Genomic DNA, 24,372 nt, shown 5'->3' with positions numbered 1-24,372 from the left:
TGGTGCACATGCCGGCTACCCCAGCCCTCGGGTTCATCTCGATGTCCTTCGTGCGCAACACCGGCGAACTGCTCGCCGTCCACCAGCGACTGAAGGCGTACGCGACGGAACACGGGCTACAGCTCACCAAGGTGTCCGTCGAAGAGCCCGGACCGCCCAATGCAGCCTTCGACCTCCTCGCATCGCTCCTGGACTCTGACCGGCAACCGCTCGTCGTGCCGACAATGCACCACCTCGCCGTACTCGGGCACCCAGCCAAGATCAGAGACCACCTCCGCCACTGCACTCACGAGGTCCTGATCGCCACCAAGCCGGCGGAGCGGACGTGCTGAGGGGACGTCCCTCGTTCTCCTCAAGTCCCCTGCACCCCGCGTCCGTTCCGCCGTTCCACCTGGAGCGACTCGCCGATCACCACCGTCGTCAAAGGACCAGCCTCGCACTTCGATCGCGGTGTAGTCGATGAAGTGGGCGGCAGCACTTGCCCGAGAGGGTCGGCGTAGGAACGATCAACCACAGTGGGCTGCTGTGTCCACACTGCCCCGGTGAGGTCGGCCGCGCGGCAGCGCGTAGTGCGGGCGGCAGCCCGCCAACGTCGGCGGTAGCCGACCAGGGTGCACCGGCGAGAGCCGGGGGTGGGGTGGGAGCGTGCGTAGCGGGCGCGTCGAGGAGCGGAGCGACGACGAGCGCCCGCGTAGCACGCGTGGGTCGTCCTACCTGATCCGCATCCCGGAGATGGCTCGGGCGATGACGAGGCGCTGGATTTTGGAGGTGCCTTCGAAGAGGTGTAGATCTCCTCCAGCCTCACGCCGAGTGAGTCGAAGGACACCACATATGGCGTCTGACCTGCGGGTTTGCGTCTCATTGCTGATCAACCGTGATCGTGGTTTGTCAGCGTCCCACGGAGCTGTGACGGAGCAGGAACTTGCCCATAGCAACGTGGTTTGACGCAAGAACCATCTACTCAGGAGCTACTTGGGTAAGGCCCGATCCGGCGCTCCGCGTACCATTCCCCGGCATCGCGATCGCCGGCCCAGTAGCGAGTCGGTCGTCGTGCACTGGGCGCACGCGCCGGCGGTCGATGCCGTGACGACGCCGTTGCGCACGTTGGTCGAATGCGCGCGGACCCTGTCGTTCGGGCCCGCGCCCGCCATCGCCGACTCGCCCGCCCGGGCCGATCGGTCAGTCGCGCCGAACTGCTGGCCCCGCTGGTCGGCAGCTGGGCCGTGCGGGTTGCGGCGCCGCACTCCGGGTCGCCGAGCATCTGGACGGACGCAGCGAGTCGGTTCTCGAATCGATACTGCGAGCGGTGTTGATCGAAGCCGAGCTCGACGGATTCGTTCCGCGGGTGCGGAGCGGCGACGATCGTTTCCATGCCCGGGTCGACCTGGCGGACACCGGCCGGCGGCTCGTCATCGAGGCGGACAGCATGGCCGCCGCTTCGCCGTCCGCCAGCGGACCCGCGGCGCACGAAGGATTCGTCCCGGCTCGCTCATCGCTGGCTTTCCTCACACGGTCGGTCGGGCGTGGAGCCCGGACCGTGCGCTTCGTCGATGGGACGAACCGAGACGGATCCCTGGTCGTGCGTCAGTTGGGCTGGGTGCCCGTCACCGTGACCTCGGCCAGGCTGATCACACCGGCGCTGGTGACCGGCGACTGCACCTTGACGTAGCGGGCCACGGTGTTGGTCGGCAGACTGGTGACCGCCCCCGGCGTCGCCCCGAGGTTCAGCTTGGTCACCGTGGAGTCGGCCATCAGCTGGGCGTAGGTCCGGCCCGACATGCTGGCGGTGGAGAGGAACACCACCGCGTTGTTCAGCTTGTCGGCCGAGGCGTCGGTCCGGTTGTGCACCGTGACGTTGCCGACCCGGGAATTGGTCAGCAGGTCGACCTGCCACCACGGCTGTGAGCTGGACGCCGTCCGGCTCACCGACCCGGCGGCGAAGACGCCGTTGGTGTTCCCGTCCACGGCCCGGGCGGCGGTGCCGACGTCGGTCGACGACTGCGTGGCCGGCCGGTTGGTGGACAGGTTCACGGCGCCGGTGGTGCCGCCGACCTGCACCTCGGCCAGGTTCAGGGTGGTGAAGATGCTTGACAGCTGCACCCGCACGTACCGGCCGGTGGCACTGCCCGCGTTCAGGGTCAGGCTGTTGGTGGTGGACGAGAACGCCGAGAACGACATCTCCTTCACCGAGTCGTCGGCCCGCAGCGAGGACATCGACCGGCCGTTCATGTCGGTCGAGGAGATGAACACCGAGCCGCTGCCCATCCGGTTCGAGTCGGTCCGGCTCCACACCGTGACCGTGGAGACGGCCGCCGCGGAACCGAGGTCGACCTGCCACCACGGCTGGGTGGAGGTGTTGGTCTGGGTCACCGAGCCGCTCGCGAACACGCCGTTGGTGTTGCCGTCCACCGCCCGGGCCGCCACCGCGGTACCGCTGGTGCTCGACTGGGTGGCGGTCTTGCCCCGGGCCAGGTTCGGACCGGTGACGGTCACCGTGGTGGTCGACACCGCGCTGTCCACCTTGCCGTCCCGCACGACCAGGCTGAAGGTCAGCGTGGCCGGTGTGGCCGGGGCGGTGAAGGTCGGCTTCGCCGCCGTCGTACTGGACAGCGTCACCGCCGGCCCACCGGTCTGGGTCCACGCGTAGGTGAGGTCGTCGCCGTCGGCGTCGGTGCCGGATCCGTCCAGCGTCACCGTGGTACCCGTGTTGACCGTCTGCGCCGTACCGGCGTTCGCCACCGGCACCTGGTTGGCCGGGGTGGTGGTCACCGTGGTGGTCGCCGCCGCGCTGTTGGCCCGGCCGTCTCGCACCACCAGGCTGAAGGTCAGCGTGGACGCCGAGGACGGGGCGGTGAAGGTCGGCTTCGCCGCCGTCGTACTGGACAGCGTCACCGCCGGTCCACCGGTCTGGGTCCACGCGTAGGTGAGGTCGTCGCCGTCGGCGTCGGTGCCGGACCCGTTCAGGGTCACGGTCGTACCAGCCACGACCGACTGCGGCGCACCGGCGTTCGCCACCGGGAGGCGGTTGTTCGACTCCGAGAGCGGCCGCGGGGTGCAGTTGCTCACCGAGACCGTGAAGGGCTCGACGTCGTTGTCCGTCTCGATCATGGCGCCGTCCTCGGAGCCGCTGAGCGAGATGGTGTACGCCTGGCCGGCGTTCACGCGGGTCTCCCGCCACTCGTCCGTACCGCGCTCCCACTCGACGATCAGGACCCGGCCGGTGACCACGCGGACGGTGCACCCGTCGGCCCAGGCACCCATGTACGGGTAGAGCGGAACGCCCGACTCCGAGTAGACGGTGCGCGCGTTGTCGCCGGAGCGGCCGTTGTCCTGGTAGGCCGTGCCGACCGGCCAGGTGATCACGCCGCCGTACCAGTCACCGGGGTTCTCGCCGGTGCCGGCGTAGCGCCAGCGGGCGTTGACCCAGGAGACCGGGTCGCAGGTGGTGGGGTCGGTGCAGGCGGAGGGCGGCGGCGGGACCGGCGGGCCGGGCACGAAGGCGTACTCGAACGGCGAACCGCTCTGCACGCTGACGATGCTGCTGCCGCTCAGAGTGGTCGGCACGGTGTAGCTCTGGCCGGCCGACAGGTTGGCCAGCGACGCGTGCGAGTCCCCGACCGGGCCGGAGAACACGGTGGCGCTGCCCGAGGTGACGGTGATCTTCCAGTTCGCCACCTGCGGGGCCGGCGCGTAGACGTCGTGCGAGGCGGTGTAGCCGTAGCGGGCCCGGCTGGGGTCGGTCTCGGCCGGCCAGACGGCGGCGTACCCGCTGTCCGACGGACCCCACGGGCACGGGCTGCTGGTGCAGGTCCAGGTCACCCGGGCCGATTCGCCGTCGCCGGCCGGCGGGGGTGTGACCGGCTCACCCGGGGTGAACGTGTACTCGAACGCGGCGCCGCCCTGCACGCTGACGATGCTGCTGCTGCTCAGGGTGCTCGACACGGTGTAGCTCTCGCCGGCCGACAGCGCGGCCAGCGACGAGTGCGAGTCCCCGACCGGGCCTGCGTACACGGCGGCGCTGCCGGAGGTGACGGTGATCTTCCAGCCGGCCACCTTCGCCGCCGGGGCGTACACGTCGTGGGAGACGGTGTAGCCGTAGCGGGCCCGGGTGGGCTCGGCCGTCGCGGGCCAGACCGCCGCGTTGCTGGTGTAGCTCGTACCCGACGGGCAGGGCGTGCCGGTGCAGTTCCAGGTGGCCAGCACCGAACCGTAGCCGGACGCCGGCGGCGTGGTCGGATCGCCCGGAGTGAAGATGACCCGGAACGCGCCGTCGTCCTGCACGCTCACGATGCTGCTGTTGCTGAGCGTGCTGGACACGGTGTAGGTCTCGCCGGCCGACAGCGCGGCCAGCGACGAGTGCGAGTCGTCGGCCGGGCCCGCGTAAACCGTGGCGCTGCCGGAGATGACGGTGATTTTCCAGCCGGCCACCTTGGACACCGGAGCGTAGACGTCGGCGGAGACGGTGTAGCCGTAGCGGGCCCGGACCGGCTGGGCCGCGGCCGGCCAGACGCCCGCGTTGCTGGTGTAGCTCTGGCCCGACGGGCAGGGGCTGCTGGTGCAGTTCCAGGTGGCCAGCACCGAGCCGTCACCGGAGGCCGGCGGCGGGTCGGTTGGGGCGCCGGGGGTGATCGTGTACTCGAACGACCCACCGTCCTGCACGCTAACGATGCTGCTGCTGCTCAGCGTGCTGGGCAGGGTGTAGCTGTCGCCGGCCGACAGCGCGGCCAGCGACGAGTGCGAGTCGTCGGCCGGGCCGGCGTACACGGTGGCGCTGCCGGAGGTGACGGTGATCTTCCAGCCCGCCACCTTGGGCGCCGGGGCGTACACGTCGTGAGAGACGGTATACCCGTAGCGGGCCCGGACCGGCTCGGCCGCGGCCGGCCAGACCGCCGTGTTGCTGGTGTCCGACGGGCCCCACGGGCACGGGCTGCTGGTGCAGGACCACGTCGCCACAACGGAGGACGCAGGATCACCCTCGGCTGCCAGCGCGGGCGCGGCGGCGAGGCCTAGCACCATCGCGACCGCAGTGGTGAGAACGAAAAATGCGGTCGCGAAACGTTTCTGCATACCGGCCCCCCGGATTGTGACTCTCCCCTTGCGGCAAACCGTAGCCCAAGTCGCTCTCTGTCAACCGAAAAAGAAGCGAAAAGATGCAACCACGAACCATTTGTTACGGACTTCATCACGCTACGGAAAAACCCCATTACTCATTGATGAGAAATGGGGAGATCGCGGGACTGAAGGGCTCGCGGCGGGTGCAGAGCGTAGTGGTCATCAGAGGGGGCGGCCGGCTAGCCAGGTTTGGGTGATGAGGGGTACGCCGGGGCGGTAGGCCAGGTGGAGACAGGAGGGGGCGTCGAGGACGGCCAGGTCGGCGCGAGCGCCTACGGTCACGCGGCCGATGTCGTCGCGGCGGAGCGAGCGGCGCCGCCTGCGGTGGCTGACCAGAGGGCTTCGGCCGGGCTCATGTGCATTTCGCGGACGGCCAGGGCGATGCAGAGCGGCATCGACGAGGAGTAGCAGGAGCCCGGGTTGCAGTCGCTGGCCAGCGAGACGGTGGCGCCGGCGTCGAGCAGGCGGCGGGCGTCCGGGTAGGGCGAGCGGGTGGAGAACTCGACCGCGGGCAGCAAACCGGCGACGACCCCGGATGAGGCGAGGGCGTCGGTGAGGTGGGTGCAGTGGTCGGCGGCCGCGGCACCGAGCTCGCAGGCCAACTGGACACACCCGGGCCGGGGCCGAGCTGGTTGGCGTGGACGCGGAGGCCGAGGCCCTTGGCGGCGCCGGCGGTGAGGATCGCCCGGGCCTGGTCCGCGTCGAAGGCGCCTCCCTCGACTGCGATCAAGTACGAATCGGCGCTGCGGTTGCATGTAGCACCGGTGTTCGGACGTCGGCAGTTGAGGACGATCAAGCCCTCGGAGATTGCGGCGTGGGTCGCGGACTTGGATGCGCGGTTCGGGTCGTCTACGGCGCGTACGGCGTACTTGGTCCTGCACGGGACTCTCGATCTGGCGGTGGATGACGAGAGCATCAAGAAGAATCCGGCTAAGGCTCGGGTGGTCAAGGTGCCCGCGTCCAGAGGCGGGCGGGTCGTTGCTTGGGCGGATGACGTCGTACTGCGGATTGTTGACGGGCATCCGCCGGAGTACAGGCCGATTGCATCTGTGGGAGCGGCGTGCGGGCTGCGGCAAGGTGAGTTGTTCGGGCTCGCGGAGAAGGACGTCGACTTCGACGAGATGGTCATTCATATGCGGCGGCAGATGAAGAAGCTCGGGCGGGAGTTCGTGTTCGCGTTGCCGAAGAACGACACCGAGCGGACCGTGCCGATGTCTGACGGGACGGCGCTGATCCTGAAGGAGCACATCGAGGCTCACGAGCCGCGTCCGTACACCTTGCCCTGGGAGAAGACCGACGGGGAGGCGCGGACCGTCAATCTCCTGTGCCGGTGGACCGATGACAAGCACATTCGGGCGCGGACGTACGACGAACTGGTGTGGAAGCCGGCGTTGTACCACGCGGGTGTGATCAATGAGCCGAAGACGGACCGGCGCGGGCGGCGGCAGTACATCTCCAGTCGGGAGAACGGGATGCATGCGCTGCGGCACTACGCGAGCATCGCGCTGGCTGATCGAGTCACACATCAATTGTCCTGACCACACCGACCCGGCGGCGGTCACCCGCGCGGTAGCGCGCCGCGGGCGGCAGCCCGCACCTGCCGGCGGCAGCCGGTAAGGATGCACCGGCGATGAGCCGGGGGGTGGGTGGGAGCACGCGTAGCAGGCGCGGGAGGAGCGGAGCGACGGAGTGCCTGTGTAGCGGGCGTGGGACGGTTCACCTCGGTCTGGACCCGATCGATTCTTTGATCGAGCTCCCGGCGCTCGGAACCCATCCTGCTTTCCAACGCCAACAGACGCTCGCGGACAAACCGCATCTGTACATCTACTGGTGCGTTGCTCGGCGGTGAAACGTAGCCCGCAGCCGATGCCGTGACGCCCCACGCCGCGCTCGCCGTGCCCGTGACGCTGTGGACCTCCGGCCTCCGCCTCAGGACATTCCGTACGAGCCATGTCCGCGCCCGCCCAATCAGCGGAATCAGTGGTTGGCCGCCACCATGGTCGCGCCAGTCGCCGATCAACGCCGCGCCGGCCAGCACCGTCCCCACGAGCGTCAGTATCAGGCCGGTGATCGCGCAAATCGTCCCCACACTTCGAGGCTAAGGATCGGACGGGCTGAGAGGCCGCAAGGCACGCCGTACGCACAGGCGAGGGGACAGCTGACCTCAGACGTTGAGCTGCCGCGCATCAAATGCGACGAAGGGTGCGGCGCAGTGGCATATGTGAAGGATCAGTGGACTCGGCCGGTCAAGCAGGCGGATGGGGCGACCGTGCGGGTGCAGAATGCGAGGTGGGGAAACGGCAAGCGGTGGCTGGATGGTTGGGTTGATCCGGAGGGACGGGAGCGGACGAAGGCGTTCAGTACGAAGGGGCCGGCTGAGCGGCATGCGAATGCAATGGAGACGGATCGGGAGCGTGGGGAGTACATCGATCCGGGGGCCGGGAAGGTTCGGTTTGAGGAGGTTGCGGGGCGGTGGTTGGCGGCGCGGGTGGTGGATCCGGCTAGTGCGATCAAGTACGAGTCTGCGCTTCGGTTGCATGTGGGTCCGGTGTTTGGGCGGCGGCAACTGAGGGCGATCAAGCCGTCGGAGATCGCGGCCTGGATTGCTGACCTGGACGCAAGATTCGGGTCATCGACGGCGCGTTCGGCGTTCCTCGTGTTGCACGGGACGCTGGATCTGGCGGTGGATGACGAGACGATCAAGAAGAATCCGGCAAAGGCACGGGTAGTCAAAGTGCCCTCGTCGAAGGGCGGGAAGGTCGTTGCTTGGCGCGATGACGTCGTACTGAAGATCGTTGAGAGGCATCCGCCGGAGTACCGGCCGATCGCGTCCGTTGGGGCGGCTTGTGGGCTGCGGCAGGGTGAGCTGTTTGGGCTGGCGGAGGAGGACATCGACTTCGAGGAGATGGTCGAGAGTTCGTGTTTGCGTTGCCGAAGAACGACACCGAGCGGATGGTTCCGATGTCTGACGGGGCAGCGTTGGTTCTCAAGGAACACATCGAGGCTGTCGGGCCGCGGCCGTACACGCTGCCGTGGGAGAAGGTCGACGGGGAGCCGCGCACCGTCAAGATTCTGTTTCGCTGGACTGATGACAAGCACATCCGGGCGCGGACGTACGACGAGATGGTCTGGAAGCCGGCGCTCTTTCACGGCGGCGTCATACAAGCTCCTACGAAGGACGCGCGTGGTCGGCGGCAGTACGTGTCCAGCCGGAAGAACGGCATGCATGCACTGCGGCATTACTACGCGAGCATCACACTGGCAGACGGCGTGAACATCAAGGAACTGGCCGAGTACCTAGGGCACGGCGACCCAGGCTTCATCCTCAGGATGTACACCCACATGCTGCCCTCCTCGCACCAGCGGGCGCGGAAGGCTGTGGACTCCAGACTCGCTCGTCTGTTCTCTCTGAGATCTCACGTAGCAGTCACGGAGCAGGCCGCCGTGCGCTCCCCCACTACCTCCTGGGAGCCGGACGGTGGCCTGTACCCCGATGACCCTGAAATAGCCCTCTGACCTGCGGGAACGTCAGCGGATTCTCATCCCTGAGATCGCCCTTGCGATCACCAATCTCTGGATCTCCGACGTGCCTTCGAAGATGGTGTAGATCTTTCCGGTCCCGCAACCGGTTCGCGCCCGGGCGGCCCGTTGGCCTCTGGGTGCGGTAGGTCTGGAGGTCGGAGAGCGGTCGCGGATGCGCCGTGCCTGTCGGCTCGGTAGAGGACTTTGCCTTGACGTCGGGAGGTGACCACACCCCCGCGGCGGCGGAGGAGGTCGGGTTGCTGAGAAGCCGTGGATTGGCCGATGCCGGCCTGTTCGGCTACCTCGTTGAGTCGCCCCAACGATCCATGCCGCGGACGTGTCCACACCGCAAGCGACTTGACGAGCGACGCAGACATCGCGCGTAGCGCCGGCGTGGGAAGAACTGACCGCGTTGGGCCAAGGTGACCACGCCGACGCTTCGATCACGTCGCAGTCGATTCAGCGGGCGGCAGCACGCGCGCACAAGGGCGGGCGGGAGCCGGCGGCGAGCACGCGACGAAGGATCGAGCGTAGCGCCGGCGTGGGAACGATCAACCACAGTGGGCTGCTGTGTCCACACTGGCCCGGTGGGGTCGGCCGCGCGGCAGCGCGTAGTGCGGGCGGCAGCCCGCCAACGTCGGCGGTAGCCGGCGAAGGAATGCATCGGCGCTAAGCCGGGTGGGAGCGTGCGTAGCGGGCGCGTCGAGGAGCGGAGCGACGACGAGCGCCCGCGTAGCACGCGTGGGTCGTCCTACCTGATCCGCATCCCGGAGATGGCTCGGGCGATCACCAGGCGCTGGATCTCCGACGTACCTTCGAAAATCGTATAGATCTTGGCGTCTCGGTGCATGCGTTCTACTGGGTATTCGCGGGTGTAGCCGTTGCCGCCGAGGATTTGGATGGCTTCTTCGGTGACGCGCACGGCTACCTCGCCGGCCTTGAGTTTGGCCATGGAGCCTTCGCCGTGGCGGTAGTCGGGGGTTTCGCCGCGCATCAGGGCCGCGGACATGTTGGCGGCGCGCCAGACGAGCAGGCGGGCGGCGTCGATCTCCAGGGCCATGTCGGCGAGTTTGAAGGCGATGCCCTGGTTGTCGATGATGGGGCGGCCGAACTGTTCGCGGGTCTTGGCGTAGTCGAGGGCGACCTCGTAGGCGGCGCGGGCGATGCCGACCGCCTGGGCGCCGACGATGTGGCGGGTCATCTCGAAGGTCGCCATCGAGGCGTTGCGCACCTGGTCCCCGGCAGCGGCAGAACCGGTGGCAGCTGAGCGGGCGCGGGCCAGCCGCTCGTCCAGCTTCTCCTTGCCGCCCAGCACGTTGGCAGCAGGGATCCGGACGTTGTCGAAGAAGACGTCGGCGGTGTGCGACGCCCGCAGTCCGTGCTTGCGGAGCTTGGTGCCCTGCACGAGGCCGTGCACCTCACTCCGAGGTACGACGAACGCGGCCTGCCCCTTGGTCCCGAGCGAAGGATCGACCGTCGCGACCACCACGTGGATGTCGGCGATCCCGCCGTTCGTCGCCCAGGCCTTCTGTCCGTTGATCACCCACTCGTCGGAGACCGCGTCGTACGTCGCTCGCGTACGGATCGCGGACACGTCCGAACCCGCGCCGGGCTCGGACGAGCAGAAGGCGGCCACCTTGACGTCGTCGGGCGTGCCGTAGCACCGCCCCATCCACTGGCTCCACTGTTCCTGCGTGCCGTTGGAGAAGATCGCGGACGACGCCAGGCCGGTGCCCTTGAGGGACATCGCGATGCCGGCGTCGCCCCAGAAGAGTTCCTCGTGGACCAGCGGCATCAGCAGGCCGGACGGGTCGATGAAGAGGTTGACGTTGGCGTCCAGGCCGTAGAGGCCGATCTTGGCGGCCTCCTGGATCACCGGCCAGGGGGTCTCCTCGCGCTCGTCCCACTCGGCGGCGGCCGGGCGGATCACGTCGGCGGCGAAGGTGTGGGCCCAGTCCCGGATCTCCTGCTGCTCGGTGTTCAGAGCGAGCGAGAAATGGCTCCAGCCCGGCTTGGAGCGCTCGGCGGCGAGTTCACCGGCGAGCGCCATCACATCGGCCGAGACGGCAGGCTTCGGATCAGTCATCAACATCCTCACAAGGCAAACCATGGGAACGGCGAGCAGCCAGATGTTACCCACGAGTGTAACCGTCGTTTGCACCAGGGGGTACCACTGTGGCTAAGATCGATCCATGAGCTCCGCGCTGCTCGCGATCGGACGCCGCCGGACCACGGCGGAGCGTCGCCGCGACCGGGAGCGGGACATCATCCGGGCCACCCGCGAGCTGTTCGACGAGCGGGGCACGATCGACGCCCAGATCGACGATATCGCCAAACGGGTCGGCATCAACAAGGCACTGATCTATCGTCACTTCGCCGGTAAGGAAGAGCTGTTCGCGCTCACCCTGGTCGACTACCTGGGCGAGCTGGACCAGAAGCTGGCCCAGGTCGACAGCCCGAGAAGAGCACCCCTCAACCGGCTCAGAGCGCTCAGCGAGGTGTTCGTCGACTTCTGCCTCGAGTACCCGGCCTTCGCCGACTGCGCCATGAGCCTGTTGAGAAGGACCGGTGAGGAACTCTTCGGCGAGATCACCGAGCCGGTGATGATGAAGCTCGGTACGGCGATGGCCTCGGCGCTGGAGCGGATCGCGGCGATCCTCAAGGCCGGCCAGCAGTCGGGGGTGTTCGACGAGGTCGACGCCGACTACCTGGCCAACCACCTCTACACCCAGACGCTCGGGTCGTTGCACATGGCAAGAGTCGGGTTGATCGTGTCGAGCGGGCAGCCGGGGCATCCGGTCGTGCATCATGCCGATATCGCCACCGTCCGGGCGACCGCGATCACCGCCACCCTCGCGACCGCGGTAGGCCGTAAAGCCCTTCCCACGGCCAACGGCAGGCCGACGGTCAACAGCAAGCCCAAACCCAACAGCAAGTCCTCGCGGTCCAGCAGAGCAGGAGAGAAATCGTGACCGAGACCCGCAAGGTGGCCGTTGTCGCCGGCAACAGGATCCCGTTCGCCCGGCAGGACAAGACCTACCGGCACGCGTCCAACTCGGACATGCTCACCGCCGCCGTCAACGGGCTGGTCGACCGGACCGGCCTGGGCGGTCAGGAGCTCGGCGAGGTGGTCGCCGGCGCCGTGCTCAAGCACGCCCGCGACTGGAACATGGTCCGCGAGGTCGTCCTCGGCTCCAAGCTCGCGCCGACCACCCCGGCGTACGACATCCAGCAGGCCTGTGGCACCGGGCTCGAGGCGGCGATCCTGGTCGGCAACAAGATCGCCCTCGGCCAGATCGACGCGGGGATCGCGGGTGGGGTCGACACCGCGTCCGACGCCCCGATCGCAGTGAACGACCGGCTGCGCAACATCCTGCTCGACCTCAACCGGGCCAAGACCTACCCGGATCGCCTCAAGGTCCTGGCGCGCGTACGCCCGAAGGACGTCGTGCCCGAGATCCCGCGGAACGCGGAGCCGCGGACCCGCAAGTCGATGGGTGACCACGCGGCGCTGACCGCGCTGGAGTGGGGTATCACCCGGGAGGCGCAGGACGAGCTCGCGTACCGCTCCCACATCAACCTGGCGGCGTCGTACGACCGCGGCTTCCAGAACGACCTGATCACGCCGTACCTCGGCCTGGAGAAGGACCAGAACCTCAGGCCCGACACCTCCCTGGAGAAGCTGACCAAGCTCAAGACCGTCTACGGCAAGGGCGAGACCGCGACCATGACGGCCGGCAACTCGACCCCGCTCACCGATGGTGCGTCCGCTGTACTGCTCGCCACCGACGAGTGGGCGACCGAGCGCGGGTTGCGGCCGCTCGCGTACCTGACCCACTCGCAGACCGCCGCGGTCGACTATGTGAAGGGTGCCGAGGGCCTGCTAATGGCTCCCGCGTACGCCGTACCACGCATGCTGGCCCGGGCCGGACTGACGCTGCAGGACTTCGACTACTACGAGATCCACGAGGCGTTCGCCTCCCAGGTGCTGTCCACCCTGAAGGCGTGGGAGGATCCGATCTTCTGCAAGGAACGGCTCGGTCTGGACGCGCCGCTGGGCGAGATCGACCGGGACAAGCTGAACGTGAACGGCAGCTCGCTGGCCGCGGGCCACCCGTTCGCGGCGACCGGCGGGCGGATCGTCGCCGCGCTGGCCAAGCAACTGGACGAGAACGGCGGCGGCCGGGGCCTGATCTCGATCTGCGCCGCGGGCGGCCAGGGTGTCGTCGCCATCCTCGAGAAGTAGGAGCTGAGATGACGGACCGCTACCAGACCTTCACCCGGACGCCGCTCGGCCAGACCCTGGTGAAGAACCTGGGTCTGCCCGACCCGACTCCCCTGCCGCGCTGGACCGACGGCTCGCCGGTGATCGACGGGCCGGTGGTGTTCGGCGCGATCTCCGAGAGTGACACCGGGAAGGCGATCCAGGCCCTGCTGCGGGACATCGGCGCGTCCTTCAGTACGGCGACCGAGGGCATCGCATCCAGCGAGATCCGGCCGAAGGCACTTGTCTTCGACGCGACCGGCGCGACCTCGACCGCCGAGCTGACGAGCCTGCAGCGCTTCTTCTCCCCCGTCATCCGCCAGCTGGCTCCGGCCGGCCGGGTGATCGTGGTCGGCCGGACGCCGGAGCTCGCGCAGTCGCCCGAGCAGCAGATCGCCCAGCGCGCCCTCGAGGGCTTCACGCGAAGCCTCGGCAAGGAGGTCAAGCGCGGCGCGACGGTGAATCTCGTGTACGTCGCTCCGGACGCACACGAGCAGCTGGATTCGACCCTCCGCTTCTTCCTGTCGCCCAAGTCGGCGTACGTCGACGGCCAGGTGGCCAGGATCGGGATCGGGCCGCTGGTCAGCAACGACCCGGATCACCCACTCGCCGGCAAGGTCGCCCTGGTCACGGGTGCCGCCCGCGGTATCGGTGCCGCGATCGCCGACACCCTGGCCCGTGACGGCGCGACCGTGATCGGCGTCGACGTACCGCAGAACGCGGACGCCCTCCGCAAGGTGATCTCCAGGATCGGCGGCAGCGAACTGCTGCTCGACGTCACCGCGGTCGACGCGCCGCAGCGGATCGCCGCGCACGCGCAGGAGCAGTACGGCGGCCTCGACATCGTCGTCCACAACGCCGGGATCACCCGCGACAAGCGGTTGGCGAATATGCGCACCGACGCGTGGGACGCCGTACTCGATGTGAACCTGCGCGCTCCCGAGCGGATCACGCAGCATCTGCTCGAGTCCGGCGCGCTGCGCGACGGCGGCTCGGTCGTCGGGGTCGCGAGTATCGCCGGGATCGCGGGGAACAACGGCCAGACGAACTACGCCACCTCCAAGGCCGGTGTGATCGGTCTGGTCCAGGCGCTCGCGCCGAAGCTGGCGGAGCGGCAGATCCGGATCAACGCGGTCGCCCCGGGCTTCATCGAGACCGAGATGACCGCGAAGGTCCCGTTCACGATCCGCGAGGTCGGCCGCCGGATCAACTCGCTGCAGCAGGGCGGGCTGCCGATCGACGTGGCCGAGACGATCGCCTGGTTCGCCGACCCGGCCTCGGCCGGAGTGACCGGCAACGTGGTCCGCGTCTGCGGCCAGAGCATGCTGGGTGCGTGAGATGGCGACTCGCAAGTACGACGACACACCGAAATTCGGTGCGCTCTACGCCCGGACTGTGAAGGCCACGCTGCGACGCGCCGACTACGAGCCGGACGCCGACGGCCTCACCCTCGAGCTGCCCCGATCCGCGATCGATCAGGACCACCTGACGGCGTACCGGGACGTCACCGGTTTCACCGCCGGACCGGCGCTCCCGGTGACGTACCCGCACATCCTCGCGTTCCCGCTGCACCTGGACCTGATGTCCGACCCCTCGTTCCCCTACAAGCCGATGGGGATCGTGCACCTGTCCAACACGATCACTCAGCTGCAGCCGATCCCGATCCACGCCGAGCCGGCCATCCGGGTGCACAGTACGGCGGAGCGCCCGCATCCGAAGGGCACCGTCTTCGACATCATCAGCGAGGTCAGCGTCGACGGCGAGGTGGTGTGGACCGACCTGACCACGCTGCTCAGCCGCTCCACCGGCAACGAGAACGCACACGTCGACCTGCTGCCGGACCCCGAGCTCGACCCGGCCGCATGGTGGGACCTGCGCGGGAACCTCGGCCGCCGGTACGCCTCCGCGTCCGGCGACCGGAACCCGATCCACCTGTTCAAACTCACCGCCCAGGCATTCGGGTTCCCCCGCCAGATCGCGCACGGGATGTGGGCCAAGGCCGCCTCGCTCGCCTCGATGCAGCGCATCGCGAAGCTCCCCGACGCCTTCACGGTCCGTGTCGACTTCCGCAAGCCGCTGCTGCTCCCGTCCCGGGTCCAGTTCGGCTACAAGACGTCCGGCAAGACCACCGACTTCGCCGTGTACGACGAGCGCCGCGAACTCACCCACCTGATCGGCCAGCTCCAGGCCCACTGAGGTCGGCAGAGTCGAGCCGCGCCGACTCGACTCCGCCGACGATGTGGAGGACACTCCGATCCAGGAGGGGTGGTCATGATTGGAGCACTTTTACTCGGTTTGGTGTGCGGAGTTCTGGCCCGGATGCTCGTCCCCGGTGATGCCTTCCGGAACATGAGCGGGCCGAAGTCCTGGCTTGTTTCTGTCGGACTCGGCTTGCTCGGCGCCCTGCTCGGCTACCTGATTTTCACGCTCGGCCTCGGCATCGGTGACACCGACATCTTCGACTGGGGCGGACTGCTGGGTGCCCTGATCGGGACGATCATCGTGGTGCCGATCGCGACCTGGATCCTGCGACGGCGCTCGCACAACCCGACCTGACGGATCACGCAAGGTCCCCCGCTCGTCGGAGTGACGGAGGCCGGCACTGTGCGCGGAGGTCGTCGAGGACCACGGCGATCGGAGCCGCGTCGACCCGTTGTCCATCCCGTCGACGCAGGGCGATGAGTCGGTCGGCGGCCTCGCGGGCACCGATGACGGCCTGGTACGGCGCCAGCCGGTTCTCGCGGATGCGAGCGCCGAGACTGCCCTCGTCGGCGTGCGCGATCTCGACCCGCAGGCCGCGGTCCGACGCCCGCCGGGCCACCTCGACGGCGAGCTTCTCCTCGTCATCGGAGATCGGCAGGACGACGAGTTGCACCGGCGCGAGCCAGGCCGGGAAGGCGCCGCCGTGGACCTCGATCAGCTGCGCCATGGCCCGTTCGATACTGCCCACGATTGCGCGGTGCACCATCACCGGACGGTGTTTGTTGCCATCGGCACCGACGTACTCGAGGCCGAACCGCTCAGGTTGGTGGAAGTCGATCTGGACGGTCGACAGGCTGAACTCGCGGCCGGCCGAGTCCGCCAGCTGGATGTCGATCTTGGGCCCGTAGAACGCCGCGTCGCCGGGCGACTCCTCGTAGTCCATGCCGGCGTTGTCGAGCACCTCGCGAAGCAGTCCGGCCGCCCGGTCCCAGCTCGCCGCGTCGCCGACGTACTTGCTGCTCGGACTGTCGAAGTCAGCGTCCTCGGACGGGAGTGCCAGGACGTAACGCGAGGCGCTGATGCCCAGGTCGTCGTACGCCCGATTGATCAGGTCGAGTGCGTTGCCGGCCTCCTCGGCGACCTGGTCGAGGCTGCAGAAGATGTGCGCGTCGTTGAGCTGCATCGCGCGGACCCGGCTCAGGCCGCCGATCGCACCGGACAGCTCGGCCCGGTACTGCCCGCCCAGCTCGGACATGCGCAGTGGGAGCTCCCGGTAGCTGTGTGAGCGGGACCGGTACATCAGCGCGTGGTGCGGGCAGATGCTTGGTCGCAGTACGAGCTGCTCGCCGCCCATGTCCATCGGCGGGTACATGTCGTCGCTGTACTTCGCCCAGTGGCCCGAGATCTCGTACAGCTCGCGCTTGGCGAGGACAGGTGAATAGACCTGCTGATAGCCGGCTCTTCGCTCCACCTCGGCGATGTAGCTCTCCAAGGCGTGGCGAACCGCGGCACCCGCGGGCAGCCAATAGGGCAGACCCGCCCCGATCAACGGGTCCGAGTCGAACAGGCCGAGCTCCCGGCCGATCTTGCGGTGGTCGTACATGGTGTGGCTCCTCGAATGGTGGGGGCGAGGTACCACAGAGCACGAAAAAGCCCCGGGGCACTCGCCCCGGGGCTTTTCGACAGTCAGGTGTCAGCGCGCCGGGACGTACTCCGGCGTCGTCGTCACTACTGCGCGCTGCAACATGTCTCCAACGGTATCAGAGGAATCGGGAAAGGAACGCCCGAGTTCTCTCGTGCTGTGGATTGTCGATCACCTGCTCCGGTGTCCCCTGCTCGACGACCTGTCCCTCGTCCATGAAGACCACCCGGTCCGCGGCCTCCCGCGCGAAGGTGATCTCGTGCGTGACCACGACCATCGTCAACCCGGCTGTCGCGAGCTTCTTCATCGTCACCAGCACCTCGCCGACCAGCTCCGGGTCGAGCGCCGACGTCGGCTCGTCGAACAGCATCAGCTTCGGCCGCATCGCCAGCGCGCGGGCGATCGCGACCCGCTGCTGCTGGCCACCGGACAGCTGCCGCGGGTAGGCCTTCTCCCGCCCGGCCAGTCCGACCTCGTCGAGCAGTTGGACGGCCCGAGCCGTCGCCTCCCGGCGGCCCTCACCCAGTACGGCGATCGGTGCCTCGATGATGTTCTCGAGCGCCGTCATGTGCGGGAACAGGTTGAACTGCTGGAAGACCATCCCGATGTCCCGGCGCCGGCGGGCGATCTCGTTCGGCGACAACTCGTGCAACCTGCCGTTGCGTACGTCGTACCCGACGTCCCGGCCGTCGACCGTGATCCGGCCCGCGTCCAGCGACTCGAGCAGGTTGACGCAGCGCAGGAAGGTCGACTTGCCCGAGCCCGACGGCCCGAGGACGACGACCGACTCGCCCGGCGCGACGTCGAGGTCGATGCCGGACAGTACTTCGGTGTGGCCGAAGCTCTTCCGGACACCGCGAGCCTGCAATACCGCCGTACTCATGCTGCACTCCCCTGCTGGGCCTTGGGCCGGATCCGGAGGAAGTCCCAGAAGCTGGGAGCCTGGTGCCGGGCGCCGCGGTTGTAGTGCCGTTCGATGAAGGACTGGACGACGTACAGCACCGAGGTGACCGCGAGGTACCACAGGCAGACCACGATCAGCATCGGGATCGTCTCGAACGTCCGGTTGTAGATCGACTGCGCGGTGTAGAGCAGATCGGACAGCGCGATCACGCTGACCAATGCGGTCGCCTTCACCATGCTGATCACCTGGTTGCCGGTCGGCGGCACGATGAACCGCATCGCCTGCGGCAGGATGATCCGCTTCATGATCCGTGTGTTCGTCATCCCGAGCGCCTGGCCGGCCTCCTTCTGGCCGGGGTCGACCGACAGCAGGCCGCCGCGGACGATCTCGGCCATGTACGCGCCCTCGTTCAGGCCGAGACCGAGGATCGCCGCCAGCAACGGCGTGATCAGGGTGTTCGTGTCGAAGCTGGCGAAGACCGGTCCGAACGGGATGCCGAGGTTCAGCTGCGGCAGCAGCGCGGACAGGTTGTAGAAGAAGATCAGCTGGACCAGCGTCGGCGTACCGCGGAAGAACCAGATGTAGACACCGGCCGCGCCGCGCAGCAGCGGGTTGGCCGAGATCCGGCAGACCGCGAGCAGTACGCCGAGGACTACGCCGATCACCATCGCGACCACGGTCAGCATCAGGGTGATGCCGAGGCCGCGGACGATCGACTCGGCCCGCAGCCAGCTCCAGACCACGTCCCAGCCGAAGTTCTCGTTGGTGATCAGCATCTTCACCAGTTGCGCGGCGAACACCAGCACGATGAACGCCGACAGCCAGCGCCAGGGATGTCTACGTCGTGTCGCGTCCCGGACGTCGAGGTCGACGCCGGCCGGTGGTGCGTCCTGCACGGTGGTAGCCATGATCAGCTCTTCCCGAGGTTGAGGCCTGGCTTGGCCAGCTTGTTCTGCTCCAGCCCCCACTTGGCCATGATCGCGTCATAGGTGCCGTTGGCATGCAGCTTTTCGAGCGCGGCCAGCAGTACGTCGGCCAGCGGTGAACCAAGCGGCACCAGCGCGCCCTGGAACAGGTCCTCGAAACCGTTGCCCTTGCCAACACCGGCCAGCTCCAGCTTGCCGCCGGACTGCGCGACGAAGTAGGTCAGCGGTGCCTGCGAGGAGAAGAACGCGTCGGCCCGGTCGGACTGGACCGCGAGGATCGACGACGGCTGGTCCTTGTACGACTGGACCTCGACGGCCGGCTTCCCGTCCGCGACACACTTCGCCGACTGGGCCTTGATCACCTTCTCCGCGGACCCGGCCGCCATCACTCCGACCCGCTTGCCGCAGGCGGTGTCGAGGCCGTCGATCCCCTTCGGATTCCCCTTGTGAACGGCGAAGACGACGTACTCCTGGACGTAGTCGATGAAGGTCGCCTGCTTCTGCCGCTCGACGAAGTCACCGGTCGGGCCCAGGTCCAGGTCGTACCGTTTCGCCTGCATCCCGGACAGGACACTGGCCAGGCCGTCCACCGTGGTGTGCTCGATCTGGACGCCGAGCAGTTGACTGATCGCCTGGGAGAGATCGGCGGTGGCACCTTCGATCGGCGCCTTCTCGTCGGTGCCGACGATCACGTAGGGCGGGAACGAGCCGTTGTTGACGGCAACGATCTTGCCGGCGGTCTTGATCTTGGCCGGCAGCTGGTCGTGGAGGGCCTTGTCGACCTGCTGCTGCGGGATCGCGGCGGCCGGCGCCTTCGCGTTGCCCTCGGCGCTGGTGTCGATCGGGTCGGCGGTGCAGGCTGAGACGCCGAGCAGGCTTGCAGCCAGTACGGCGACGGCGGTGGTGCGGGGGATGGACACGACTACTCCTACGGCTTCAGCTGGTGGGGACAGCTTCAACTGGTCGAGGGGTGGGGCTGACGGTGAAGCGCCGGTTGATCAGGACCGGCAGGCGGTGGCGGGCGTCGGTCAGACGCCGCGTGGAGACGACGGCCGAGATGGTGGCCGGTTCCTCTCCCGCCTGGGCGAGCGGGACACCGAGCGGGTCCACGATCAGACTCTGGCCGATGTTGCGTTGACCGCACTCGCCGCTGGCGACGACGTACACGGTGTTCTCCAGCGCGCGGGCGGTGACCAGGGTCTGCCAGTGGTGTTCCTTGAGTGGACCCTTCACCCACGCGGCCGGGAGGACGAGTACGTCGGCTCCCTGCAGCGTCAGCAGCCGGGCCAGTTCGGGGAAGCGGACGTCGTAGCAGGTCATCAGACCGACCTTGAAACCGTTGACGTCGATCAGCTCCGGTACGACGTCGGCCGGCGTCACGTTGTCGGACTCCAGCTGACTGAATGCGTCGTACAGGTGGAGCTTGCGGTAGAGACCGGTGATCTCGCCGTTCTTGAGGACGACCAGGGTGTTGTACGGCTTGTCGTTGCCGGACTTCTCGTGGATGCCGACGACGACGGTGACATCGAGACCCTCGGTCGCCTGCCGGAGTCCTTCGACGAACGGGCCGTCGAGGGGCTGGGCGTGTTCGCGAATGCGTTCGCGCTCCTCGATGAAGCGGGCGAGCACGCCTTCGGGGAGCACCAGGAGATCTGTGCCGTCGGCCTCGGCCTGCTTGATCAGGCCGGCGGCTGTCTCGAGGTTCTCCTGCCAGTCGATGCTCGCCACGAACTGCGCGGCCGCGACTCTCAGCGTGCTCATGCGGTCTTCTCCAAAGGGTCGATCTGGTACGGGAACAGGTCCTCTTCCGGGACGGGGCGCGCGAGCAGTTCCTGGGCGACGAGGTGGTCCTGGAAGGCGGCGACCATGCGACGGTCGGGTGATACGCCGTACGGCATCCAGTCGGATCCGAAGACCTTCGTCGTGATGCCGACCTCCTCGTTGTGCCAAGGGGTGACGTCCATCAGCTTGTTCCTTCGCTGGAAGGCGAGTTGCTTCGCCTGCTCGAACAAGTCGGTGAGTTGCTGGGCGATCTCCGGCCTGGCGTCGAGAACCTCCTTGCGCAGGGCAAGCAGATGGATGCCGGGGATGAAGCCGTGGCGGCCGTAGTACTCGCGCTCCACGGCGCGCGTGTCGCGGAAGAGGGTGCGGAACGGCGAGTCCTCGTCGTGGAAGCCGGGTGGCATGAAGGGCGTCATGACGGCATCGAGTTCACCCTTGTCCAGCAGCTCGATCAGCCGGGCGCCGTCCGTGGTGTGGCGGACGTTGTTGCCGACGGCAACGCCACCGATGCGGTCGACGACGGGATGCGCGCTGGTGAGCGGGCCGACCTGCCAGTCGGCGTCGTGGACGCCGACGCCTGCCTCGGCGAGGATCGCGCGGGTCCACGTGTTGCCGCTGTCCGGCCAGCCGGTCAGGCCGATCCGGGCGCCTTTGAGATCGGCCGCGGTCTCGGCGTTCGAGTCGCGCCGCACGATGATGCAGCGGTGCCGGAAACCCCGCATCAGGAAGACCGGCAGGGCGACCACGCGATCATCGCCGGCCGCGCGGGCCCGGACGTACCGGCTGAACGACGTTTCACCGCCGTCGTACTCCGGTGACGACCAAAGATCGGGCGTCGTCTCCAACCGCGTGACGGTCGGACCGGGTACGTCGCCGAGGGCCAGCGGGATCACGTGGTCCCAGTGGCGAACGCCGAGTTCAAGCTTCACGCGGTGGTACCTCCGGTGGCGATGATCGTTCGGTAGCTCTATACCCGGGACGCTCTCGTGGGGTCCGCGGTCGCGACGGCGGTGGCGCGAGTAGGAATGTTCGGTAGCCTATGTTCAGCACAAGAGCTCGAACAATGATCTGAAATGTTACTGATCAAAAACCGGGGAGGCCGGGTGGCTGAGGAGGTCCCACCGCAGGATGGGCCGGCGGTCTCGTCGGCGTGGCTGGCCGAGCAGATCACCGAGGCCAGCGCGGCCGGTATCGCGGCCGCGATCGCCCGCCTGGTTCGGCACGGTGAGCTCGCTCCCCAGACCAGGCTCCCGACCGTCCGGGCCCTCGCGCCACGACTGGACGTGAGCCCGGCGACCGTCTCCGCAGCCTGGGCGACCCTGCGCAAGCAGCGCGTGGTGGCCGGCGGAGGAAGGCAGGGCACGTGGGTTCTCGGCGGCCTCGCGGTCCCCCGGCCGGCGCGCTACGAGAACATCTCCCGCCTCTGGCCGAACCAGACCCTCAACCTCTCCCGCGCCGTCCCGGACCCGGCGCTGCTCCCGAGCATGTCCCCCGCCTTCATCCACGCCCTCCGCGACCCCGACGTGCACTCGTACGACGTCGTGTCGATCAGCGGACCACTCCGCGCCGCCGCCGAGCACACCTGGCCGTTCAAGACCGACAACTGGATGTGCGTGAACGGCGGCTACGAAGGCCTCCTCCTGCTCATGCGTACGACGGTCGTCCCCGGCGAACACGTGGCGATCGAGGACCCGGCCACCCCACGACTGCTCGACATCCTCGACAACGTCGGCGCTCGCGCCGTCCCCGTCGCGACCGATGCGGACGGCCCGATCCCGGCGTCCTTGCGGGACGCACTCCGGCTCGATCCGGTCGCGTTCATCTACGAGCCGCGGAGCAGTTCCTATTTCGGCGCCTCGGTGACACCTGGGCGGCGGGACGAGTTGGCGGCGTTGCTCGCCGGCACGGACACGTTGGTGGTCGAGGACGACGGGCTCGGTGAGCTGAGCGCCTTCGACTACCACGGCGTCGCGGAGTTGCTGCCCGATCAGAGCGTCCTCGTCCGCAGCTACTCCAAGTCCCACTCCCCCGACCTCCGCCTCGGCGTCATGGCCGGCGCGGCCGAGCCGATCGAGCGAGTGCGTGTCTATCGGCAGTTCGGTTCGGGCTGGACCAGTCGCCTCCTGCAGAACGCGCTGGCCTGGCTGCTTCAGGACGAGAAGTCGCAGGCCACGGTCGCCGCCGCGCGGACGACATACCAGAAGCGTCGCGAGCACCTCGCCGACCTCCTCGCCGGTCGAGGCGTGACGTCGACCAGCGTGGACGGTCTGGCGATCTGGGTGCCGGTCCGCAGTGAGCACGAGGCTCTTCTGGTGCTGGCCTCGCACGGAATCGCCGTGGCCGGTGCGAGCGCCAGCTGGACCAAGGCGGCCCCGCCCGCGATCCGCATCGCCACCGGGCTCCCGATCCCCGCAGCCGACCGAGTCGCCGACGCCATCGCCCTCGCGGTCCAGGCTCGCTAACGCGACACACCACCCCGGGCGGCGAGCTGGATAGGTCGACAGGCCCGCGTTCGCGAAGGTGTGCACCGACTCCTGGAACGAGCCGCCCGGGCGGCCCTGGTGGCCAGCTAGTCGAGGTCGAGGCCTACGGGGCGGATCAAGCCTTCTTGGGCTACGGAGGCGATGAGGTGGCCGTCCTCGGTGAAGAGGCGGCCGGTGGCGAAGCCGCGGGCGCCGGAGGCGGACGGGGACGCCTGGTCGTAGAGCAGCCACTCATCGGCACGGAACGGGCGGTGGAACCAGAGCGCGTGGTCGAGGGAGGCCGGCTGGATGCGGCGGTCGCCGATCACGATGCCGTGTGGGAGCAAGCTTGCCCCTAGCAACGTCAGGTCACTGGCGTAGGCCAGAACGCAGGCGTGCAAGGCGGGATCGTCGGGAAGCTTGCCCGCGGCCCTGATCCAGAACTGGCGGCCGGTGACGCCGGCGAGGCGTACGTCGAGCGCCGACCACTCCTTGTCCCAGTCGGCGGCCGCACGGCCCGAGCGCGCCTCGAGGACGGAGGCCAGCGTCGGCGCCTCGTCCGGGGAGACCAGGTCGTCCGGCATCGGATCCTGGTGGTCCAGCCCTTGCTCAGGGCGCTGGAAGGAGGCCGACATGTAGAAGATCGGCTTGCCGTTCTGCGACGCGACCACGCGGCGACTGCTGAACGAGCCGCCGTCGCGGGTCGGCTCCGGCCGGTAGATGATCGGCACGGACGTGTCCCCGCCACGCAGGAAGTACCCGTGCAGCGAGTGCACGGTCCGCTCCGGCTCGACGGTCCGGCTCGCCGCGGCCAGCGCCTGCCCGAGCACCTGACCACCGAACACACGTTGCATCGAAGTCTGCGGTTGCCGGCCGCGGAACAGGTCGACGTCGATCTTTTCGAGGTCGAGCAACTCGACCAGGTCCTCCAGCGACTCGGGCATGCCTCATCCTGACAGGTCCAGGAGGTACGACGACGTGCGATCCGTGCCCGCGGACGGCGTACCGGCTGTGGTTCCGGTCACGCGGACTCTTTCGGTGACCTTTCGGTGGCCGTCGGTAGGCTATGGTTGAACGCTCAATCACAAATCACCTGTTTGAGGAGCACTCTGTGAGCCTGACCCGCACCGCCGCCGCCCGCGACCTCGTCCTGCTGCTGTCGAGAATCGGGCTGGGCATCGTCTTCGTCGCGCACGGCTGGCAGAAGTTCCGCACGAACGGCCTGGACGGTACGGCCGCCATGTTCGACAAGATGGGCGTACCCGCGCCGACCCTGTCCGCGTACTACGCGACCGGTATCGAGCTGCTGGGTGGTATCGCGCTGATCCTCGGTCTGCTGACGCCGGCGGTCGGCGTCCTGCTGGCGCTGGACATGGTCGGTGCGCTTGCGTTCGTCCACCTGTCCAACGGCGTCTTCGTCGCGGACGGCGGTTGGGAGCTGGTCGCAGTACTCGGCCTGCTGTCGTTGACGCTGGCGGTTGTCGGCGCCGGTCGGGTCAGCCTCGACAGCATCTTCAACCGCTCCTCCGGCCGGGCCAAAGTCGCAGCCTGACACA

The 24,372-nt window shown here is 68.2% G+C and carries 20 protein-coding genes and 2 pseudogenes; 12 read left to right on the top strand and 10 right to left on the bottom strand.

Features of this window, described 5'->3' with window-relative positions; all coding sequences use genetic code 11:
• Positions 1 to 8 precede the first annotated feature (8 nt).
• Positions 9 to 332, top strand: coding sequence for a hypothetical protein (locus ACGFIF_RS06635; protein WP_393152150.1), 324 nt, complete (start codon positions 9 to 11; stop codon positions 330 to 332).
• A 974-nt stretch (positions 333 to 1,306) separates the two neighbouring features.
• Complete coding sequence (locus tag ACGFIF_RS06630; RefSeq protein WP_393152148.1) at positions 1,307 to 1,669, top strand: hypothetical protein; 363 nt, start codon at positions 1,307 to 1,309, stop codon at positions 1,667 to 1,669.
• On the opposite strand, the gene ACGFIF_RS06625 is transcribed toward ACGFIF_RS06630, so the two are convergent.
• Complete coding sequence (locus tag ACGFIF_RS06625) at positions 1,585 to 5,067, bottom strand: discoidin domain-containing protein (protein ID WP_393152146.1); 3,483 nt, start codon at positions 5,065 to 5,067, stop codon at positions 1,585 to 1,587. The genes ACGFIF_RS06630 and ACGFIF_RS06625 overlap by 85 nt on opposite strands.
• A 207-nt stretch (positions 5,068 to 5,274) precedes the next feature.
• Positions 5,275 to 5,830, bottom strand: a pseudogene (locus ACGFIF_RS06620) (amidohydrolase family protein); the annotation flags it as partial.
• On the opposite strand from ACGFIF_RS06620, the gene ACGFIF_RS06615 reads away from it, so the two are divergent.
• The 3 genes and pseudogenes from ACGFIF_RS06615 to ACGFIF_RS06605 all read left to right on the top strand — a co-directional run bounded on the left by ACGFIF_RS06615 (position 5,787) and on the right by ACGFIF_RS06605 (position 8,628).
• Entirely contained in the window at positions 5,787 to 6,650 is an 864-nt protein-coding gene (locus ACGFIF_RS06615) for a tyrosine-type recombinase/integrase (protein ID WP_393152144.1), read from the top strand. The pseudogene ACGFIF_RS06620 and the gene ACGFIF_RS06615 sit on opposite strands and share 44 nt — an antisense overlap.
• A gap of 458 nt (positions 6,651 to 7,108) precedes the next feature.
• Positions 7,109 to 7,714, top strand: a pseudogene (locus ACGFIF_RS06610) (hypothetical protein); the annotation flags it as partial.
• A 317-nt stretch (positions 7,715 to 8,031) separates the two neighbouring features.
• A complete protein-coding gene (locus ACGFIF_RS06605) occupies positions 8,032 to 8,628 on the top strand; it encodes a tyrosine-type recombinase/integrase (protein ID WP_393152142.1) in 597 nt (198 codons plus the stop codon).
• A 757-nt stretch (positions 8,629 to 9,385) separates the two neighbouring features.
• On the opposite strand, the gene ACGFIF_RS06600 is transcribed toward ACGFIF_RS06605, so the two are convergent.
• Complete coding sequence (locus ACGFIF_RS06600; RefSeq protein WP_393152140.1) at positions 9,386 to 10,720, bottom strand: acyl-CoA dehydrogenase family protein; 1,335 nt, start codon at positions 10,718 to 10,720, stop codon at positions 9,386 to 9,388.
• A gap of 106 nt (positions 10,721 to 10,826) precedes the next feature.
• On the opposite strand from ACGFIF_RS06600, the gene ACGFIF_RS06595 reads away from it, so the two are divergent.
• From ACGFIF_RS06595 to ACGFIF_RS06575, 5 genes are all read left to right on the top strand, one after another.
• The gene (locus ACGFIF_RS06595; RefSeq protein WP_393152138.1) at positions 10,827 to 11,606 is read left to right on the top strand and encodes a TetR/AcrR family transcriptional regulator; all 780 of its coding nucleotides are present in this window, start codon (positions 10,827 to 10,829) and stop codon (positions 11,604 to 11,606) included.
• A complete protein-coding gene (locus ACGFIF_RS06590) occupies positions 11,603 to 12,880 on the top strand; it encodes an acetyl-CoA C-acetyltransferase (protein WP_393152136.1) in 1,278 nt (425 codons plus the stop codon). Before ACGFIF_RS06595 ends, ACGFIF_RS06590 begins: the two co-directional genes overlap by 4 nt.
• Before the next feature lie 8 nt (positions 12,881 to 12,888).
• Positions 12,889 to 14,235, top strand: coding sequence for a 3-oxoacyl-ACP reductase (locus ACGFIF_RS06585; protein ID WP_393152134.1), 1,347 nt, complete (start codon positions 12,889 to 12,891; stop codon positions 14,233 to 14,235).
• Between the two features lies 1 nt (position 14,236).
• Positions 14,237 to 15,094, top strand: coding sequence for a MaoC family dehydratase (locus ACGFIF_RS06580; protein WP_393152132.1), 858 nt, complete (start codon positions 14,237 to 14,239; stop codon positions 15,092 to 15,094).
• Positions 15,095 to 15,169: 75 nt separating this feature from the next.
• Positions 15,170 to 15,454: a hypothetical protein gene (locus tag ACGFIF_RS06575; RefSeq protein WP_393152130.1), complete on the top strand. Its 285-nt coding sequence runs from the start codon at positions 15,170 to 15,172 to the stop codon at positions 15,452 to 15,454.
• Positions 15,455 to 15,458: 4 nt separating this feature from the next.
• On the opposite strand, the gene thrS is transcribed toward ACGFIF_RS06575, so the two are convergent.
• The 6 genes from thrS to ACGFIF_RS06545 all read right to left on the bottom strand — a co-directional run bounded on the left by thrS (position 15,459) and on the right by ACGFIF_RS06545 (position 21,283).
• Entirely contained in the window at positions 15,459 to 16,703 is a 1,245-nt protein-coding gene (gene thrS, locus ACGFIF_RS06570) for a threonine--tRNA ligase (RefSeq protein WP_393152128.1), read from the bottom strand.
• A gap of 157 nt (positions 16,704 to 16,860) precedes the next feature.
• The gene (locus ACGFIF_RS06565) at positions 16,861 to 17,625 is read right to left on the bottom strand and encodes an amino acid ABC transporter ATP-binding protein (RefSeq protein WP_393152126.1); all 765 of its coding nucleotides are present in this window, start codon (positions 17,623 to 17,625) and stop codon (positions 16,861 to 16,863) included.
• Positions 17,622 to 18,554: an amino acid ABC transporter permease gene (locus ACGFIF_RS06560; RefSeq protein WP_393152124.1), complete on the bottom strand. Its 933-nt coding sequence runs from the start codon at positions 18,552 to 18,554 to the stop codon at positions 17,622 to 17,624. The genes ACGFIF_RS06565 and ACGFIF_RS06560 overlap by 4 nt, the downstream gene beginning before the upstream one ends.
• A 2-nt stretch (positions 18,555 to 18,556) precedes the next feature.
• Positions 18,557 to 19,492 (bottom strand): ABC transporter substrate-binding protein, encoded by a 936-nt coding sequence (locus tag ACGFIF_RS06555; RefSeq protein WP_393152122.1) that lies wholly within the window; start codon positions 19,490 to 19,492, stop codon positions 18,557 to 18,559.
• Positions 19,493 to 19,508: 16 nt separating this feature from the next.
• On the bottom strand, positions 19,509 to 20,333 hold the full coding sequence (locus ACGFIF_RS06550) for a deaminated glutathione amidase (RefSeq protein WP_393152120.1): 825 nt from the start codon (positions 20,331 to 20,333) through the stop codon (positions 19,509 to 19,511).
• Positions 20,330 to 21,283: a hypothetical protein gene (locus ACGFIF_RS06545; protein ID WP_393152118.1), complete on the bottom strand. Its 954-nt coding sequence runs from the start codon at positions 21,281 to 21,283 to the stop codon at positions 20,330 to 20,332. The genes ACGFIF_RS06550 and ACGFIF_RS06545 overlap by 4 nt, the downstream gene beginning before the upstream one ends.
• 174 nt (positions 21,284 to 21,457) lie before the next feature.
• Between ACGFIF_RS06545 and ACGFIF_RS06540 the strand changes: the two genes are divergently transcribed.
• On the top strand, positions 21,458 to 22,816 hold the full coding sequence (locus ACGFIF_RS06540; protein WP_393152116.1) for an aminotransferase class I/II-fold pyridoxal phosphate-dependent enzyme: 1,359 nt from the start codon (positions 21,458 to 21,460) through the stop codon (positions 22,814 to 22,816).
• Positions 22,817 to 22,923: 107 nt separating this feature from the next.
• On the opposite strand, the gene ACGFIF_RS06535 is transcribed toward ACGFIF_RS06540, so the two are convergent.
• Positions 22,924 to 23,760, bottom strand: a complete 837-nt coding sequence (locus ACGFIF_RS06535) for an acyl-CoA thioesterase (protein ID WP_393152114.1) — start codon at positions 23,758 to 23,760, stop codon at positions 22,924 to 22,926.
• 167 nt (positions 23,761 to 23,927) lie between these two features.
• Between ACGFIF_RS06535 and ACGFIF_RS06530 the strand changes: the two genes are divergently transcribed.
• Positions 23,928 to 24,368: a DoxX family protein gene (locus ACGFIF_RS06530; RefSeq protein WP_393152112.1), complete on the top strand. Its 441-nt coding sequence runs from the start codon at positions 23,928 to 23,930 to the stop codon at positions 24,366 to 24,368.
• Positions 24,369 to 24,372: the final 4 nt, after the last annotated feature.

This window comes from Kribbella sp. NPDC049174 (assembly GCF_043197365.1).
Taxonomy (GTDB): Bacteria; Actinomycetota; Actinomycetes; order Propionibacteriales; family Kribbellaceae; genus Kribbella.
The sequence above is the reverse complement of the archived record's forward strand: the minus strand, read 5'-3'. Positions and strand labels throughout refer to the sequence as shown.

What these genes read in the sequence shown, in the direction of transcription:
- ACGFIF_RS06635 (WP_393152150.1), top strand. Translation starts at nt 9, where the DNA reads ATGCCGGCTACCCCAGCCCTCGGGTTCATCTCGATGTCCTTCGTGCGC.
- ACGFIF_RS06625 (WP_393152146.1), bottom strand. Translation starts at nt 5,067, where the DNA reads ATGCAGAAACGTTTCGCGACCGCATTTTTCGTTCTCACCACTGCGGTC.
- ACGFIF_RS06600 (WP_393152140.1), bottom strand. Translation starts at nt 10,720, where the DNA reads ATGACTGATCCGAAGCCTGCCGTCTCGGCCGATGTGATGGCGCTCGCC.
- ACGFIF_RS06595 (WP_393152138.1), top strand. Translation starts at nt 10,827, where the DNA reads ATGAGCTCCGCGCTGCTCGCGATCGGACGCCGCCGGACCACGGCGGAG.
- ACGFIF_RS06585 (WP_393152134.1), top strand. Translation starts at nt 12,889, where the DNA reads ATGACGGACCGCTACCAGACCTTCACCCGGACGCCGCTCGGCCAGACC.
- ACGFIF_RS06580 (WP_393152132.1), top strand. Translation starts at nt 14,237, where the DNA reads ATGGCGACTCGCAAGTACGACGACACACCGAAATTCGGTGCGCTCTAC.
- ACGFIF_RS06575 (WP_393152130.1), top strand. Translation starts at nt 15,170, where the DNA reads ATGATTGGAGCACTTTTACTCGGTTTGGTGTGCGGAGTTCTGGCCCGG.
- thrS (WP_393152128.1), bottom strand. Translation starts at nt 16,703, where the DNA reads ATGTACGACCACCGCAAGATCGGCCGGGAGCTCGGCCTGTTCGACTCG.
- ACGFIF_RS06565 (WP_393152126.1), bottom strand. Translation starts at nt 17,625, where the DNA reads ATGAGTACGGCGGTATTGCAGGCTCGCGGTGTCCGGAAGAGCTTCGGC.
- ACGFIF_RS06560 (WP_393152124.1), bottom strand. Translation starts at nt 18,554, where the DNA reads ATGGCTACCACCGTGCAGGACGCACCACCGGCCGGCGTCGACCTCGAC.
- ACGFIF_RS06550 (WP_393152120.1), bottom strand. Translation starts at nt 20,333, where the DNA reads ATGAGCACGCTGAGAGTCGCGGCCGCGCAGTTCGTGGCGAGCATCGAC.
- ACGFIF_RS06535 (WP_393152114.1), bottom strand. Translation starts at nt 23,760, where the DNA reads ATGCCCGAGTCGCTGGAGGACCTGGTCGAGTTGCTCGACCTCGAAAAG.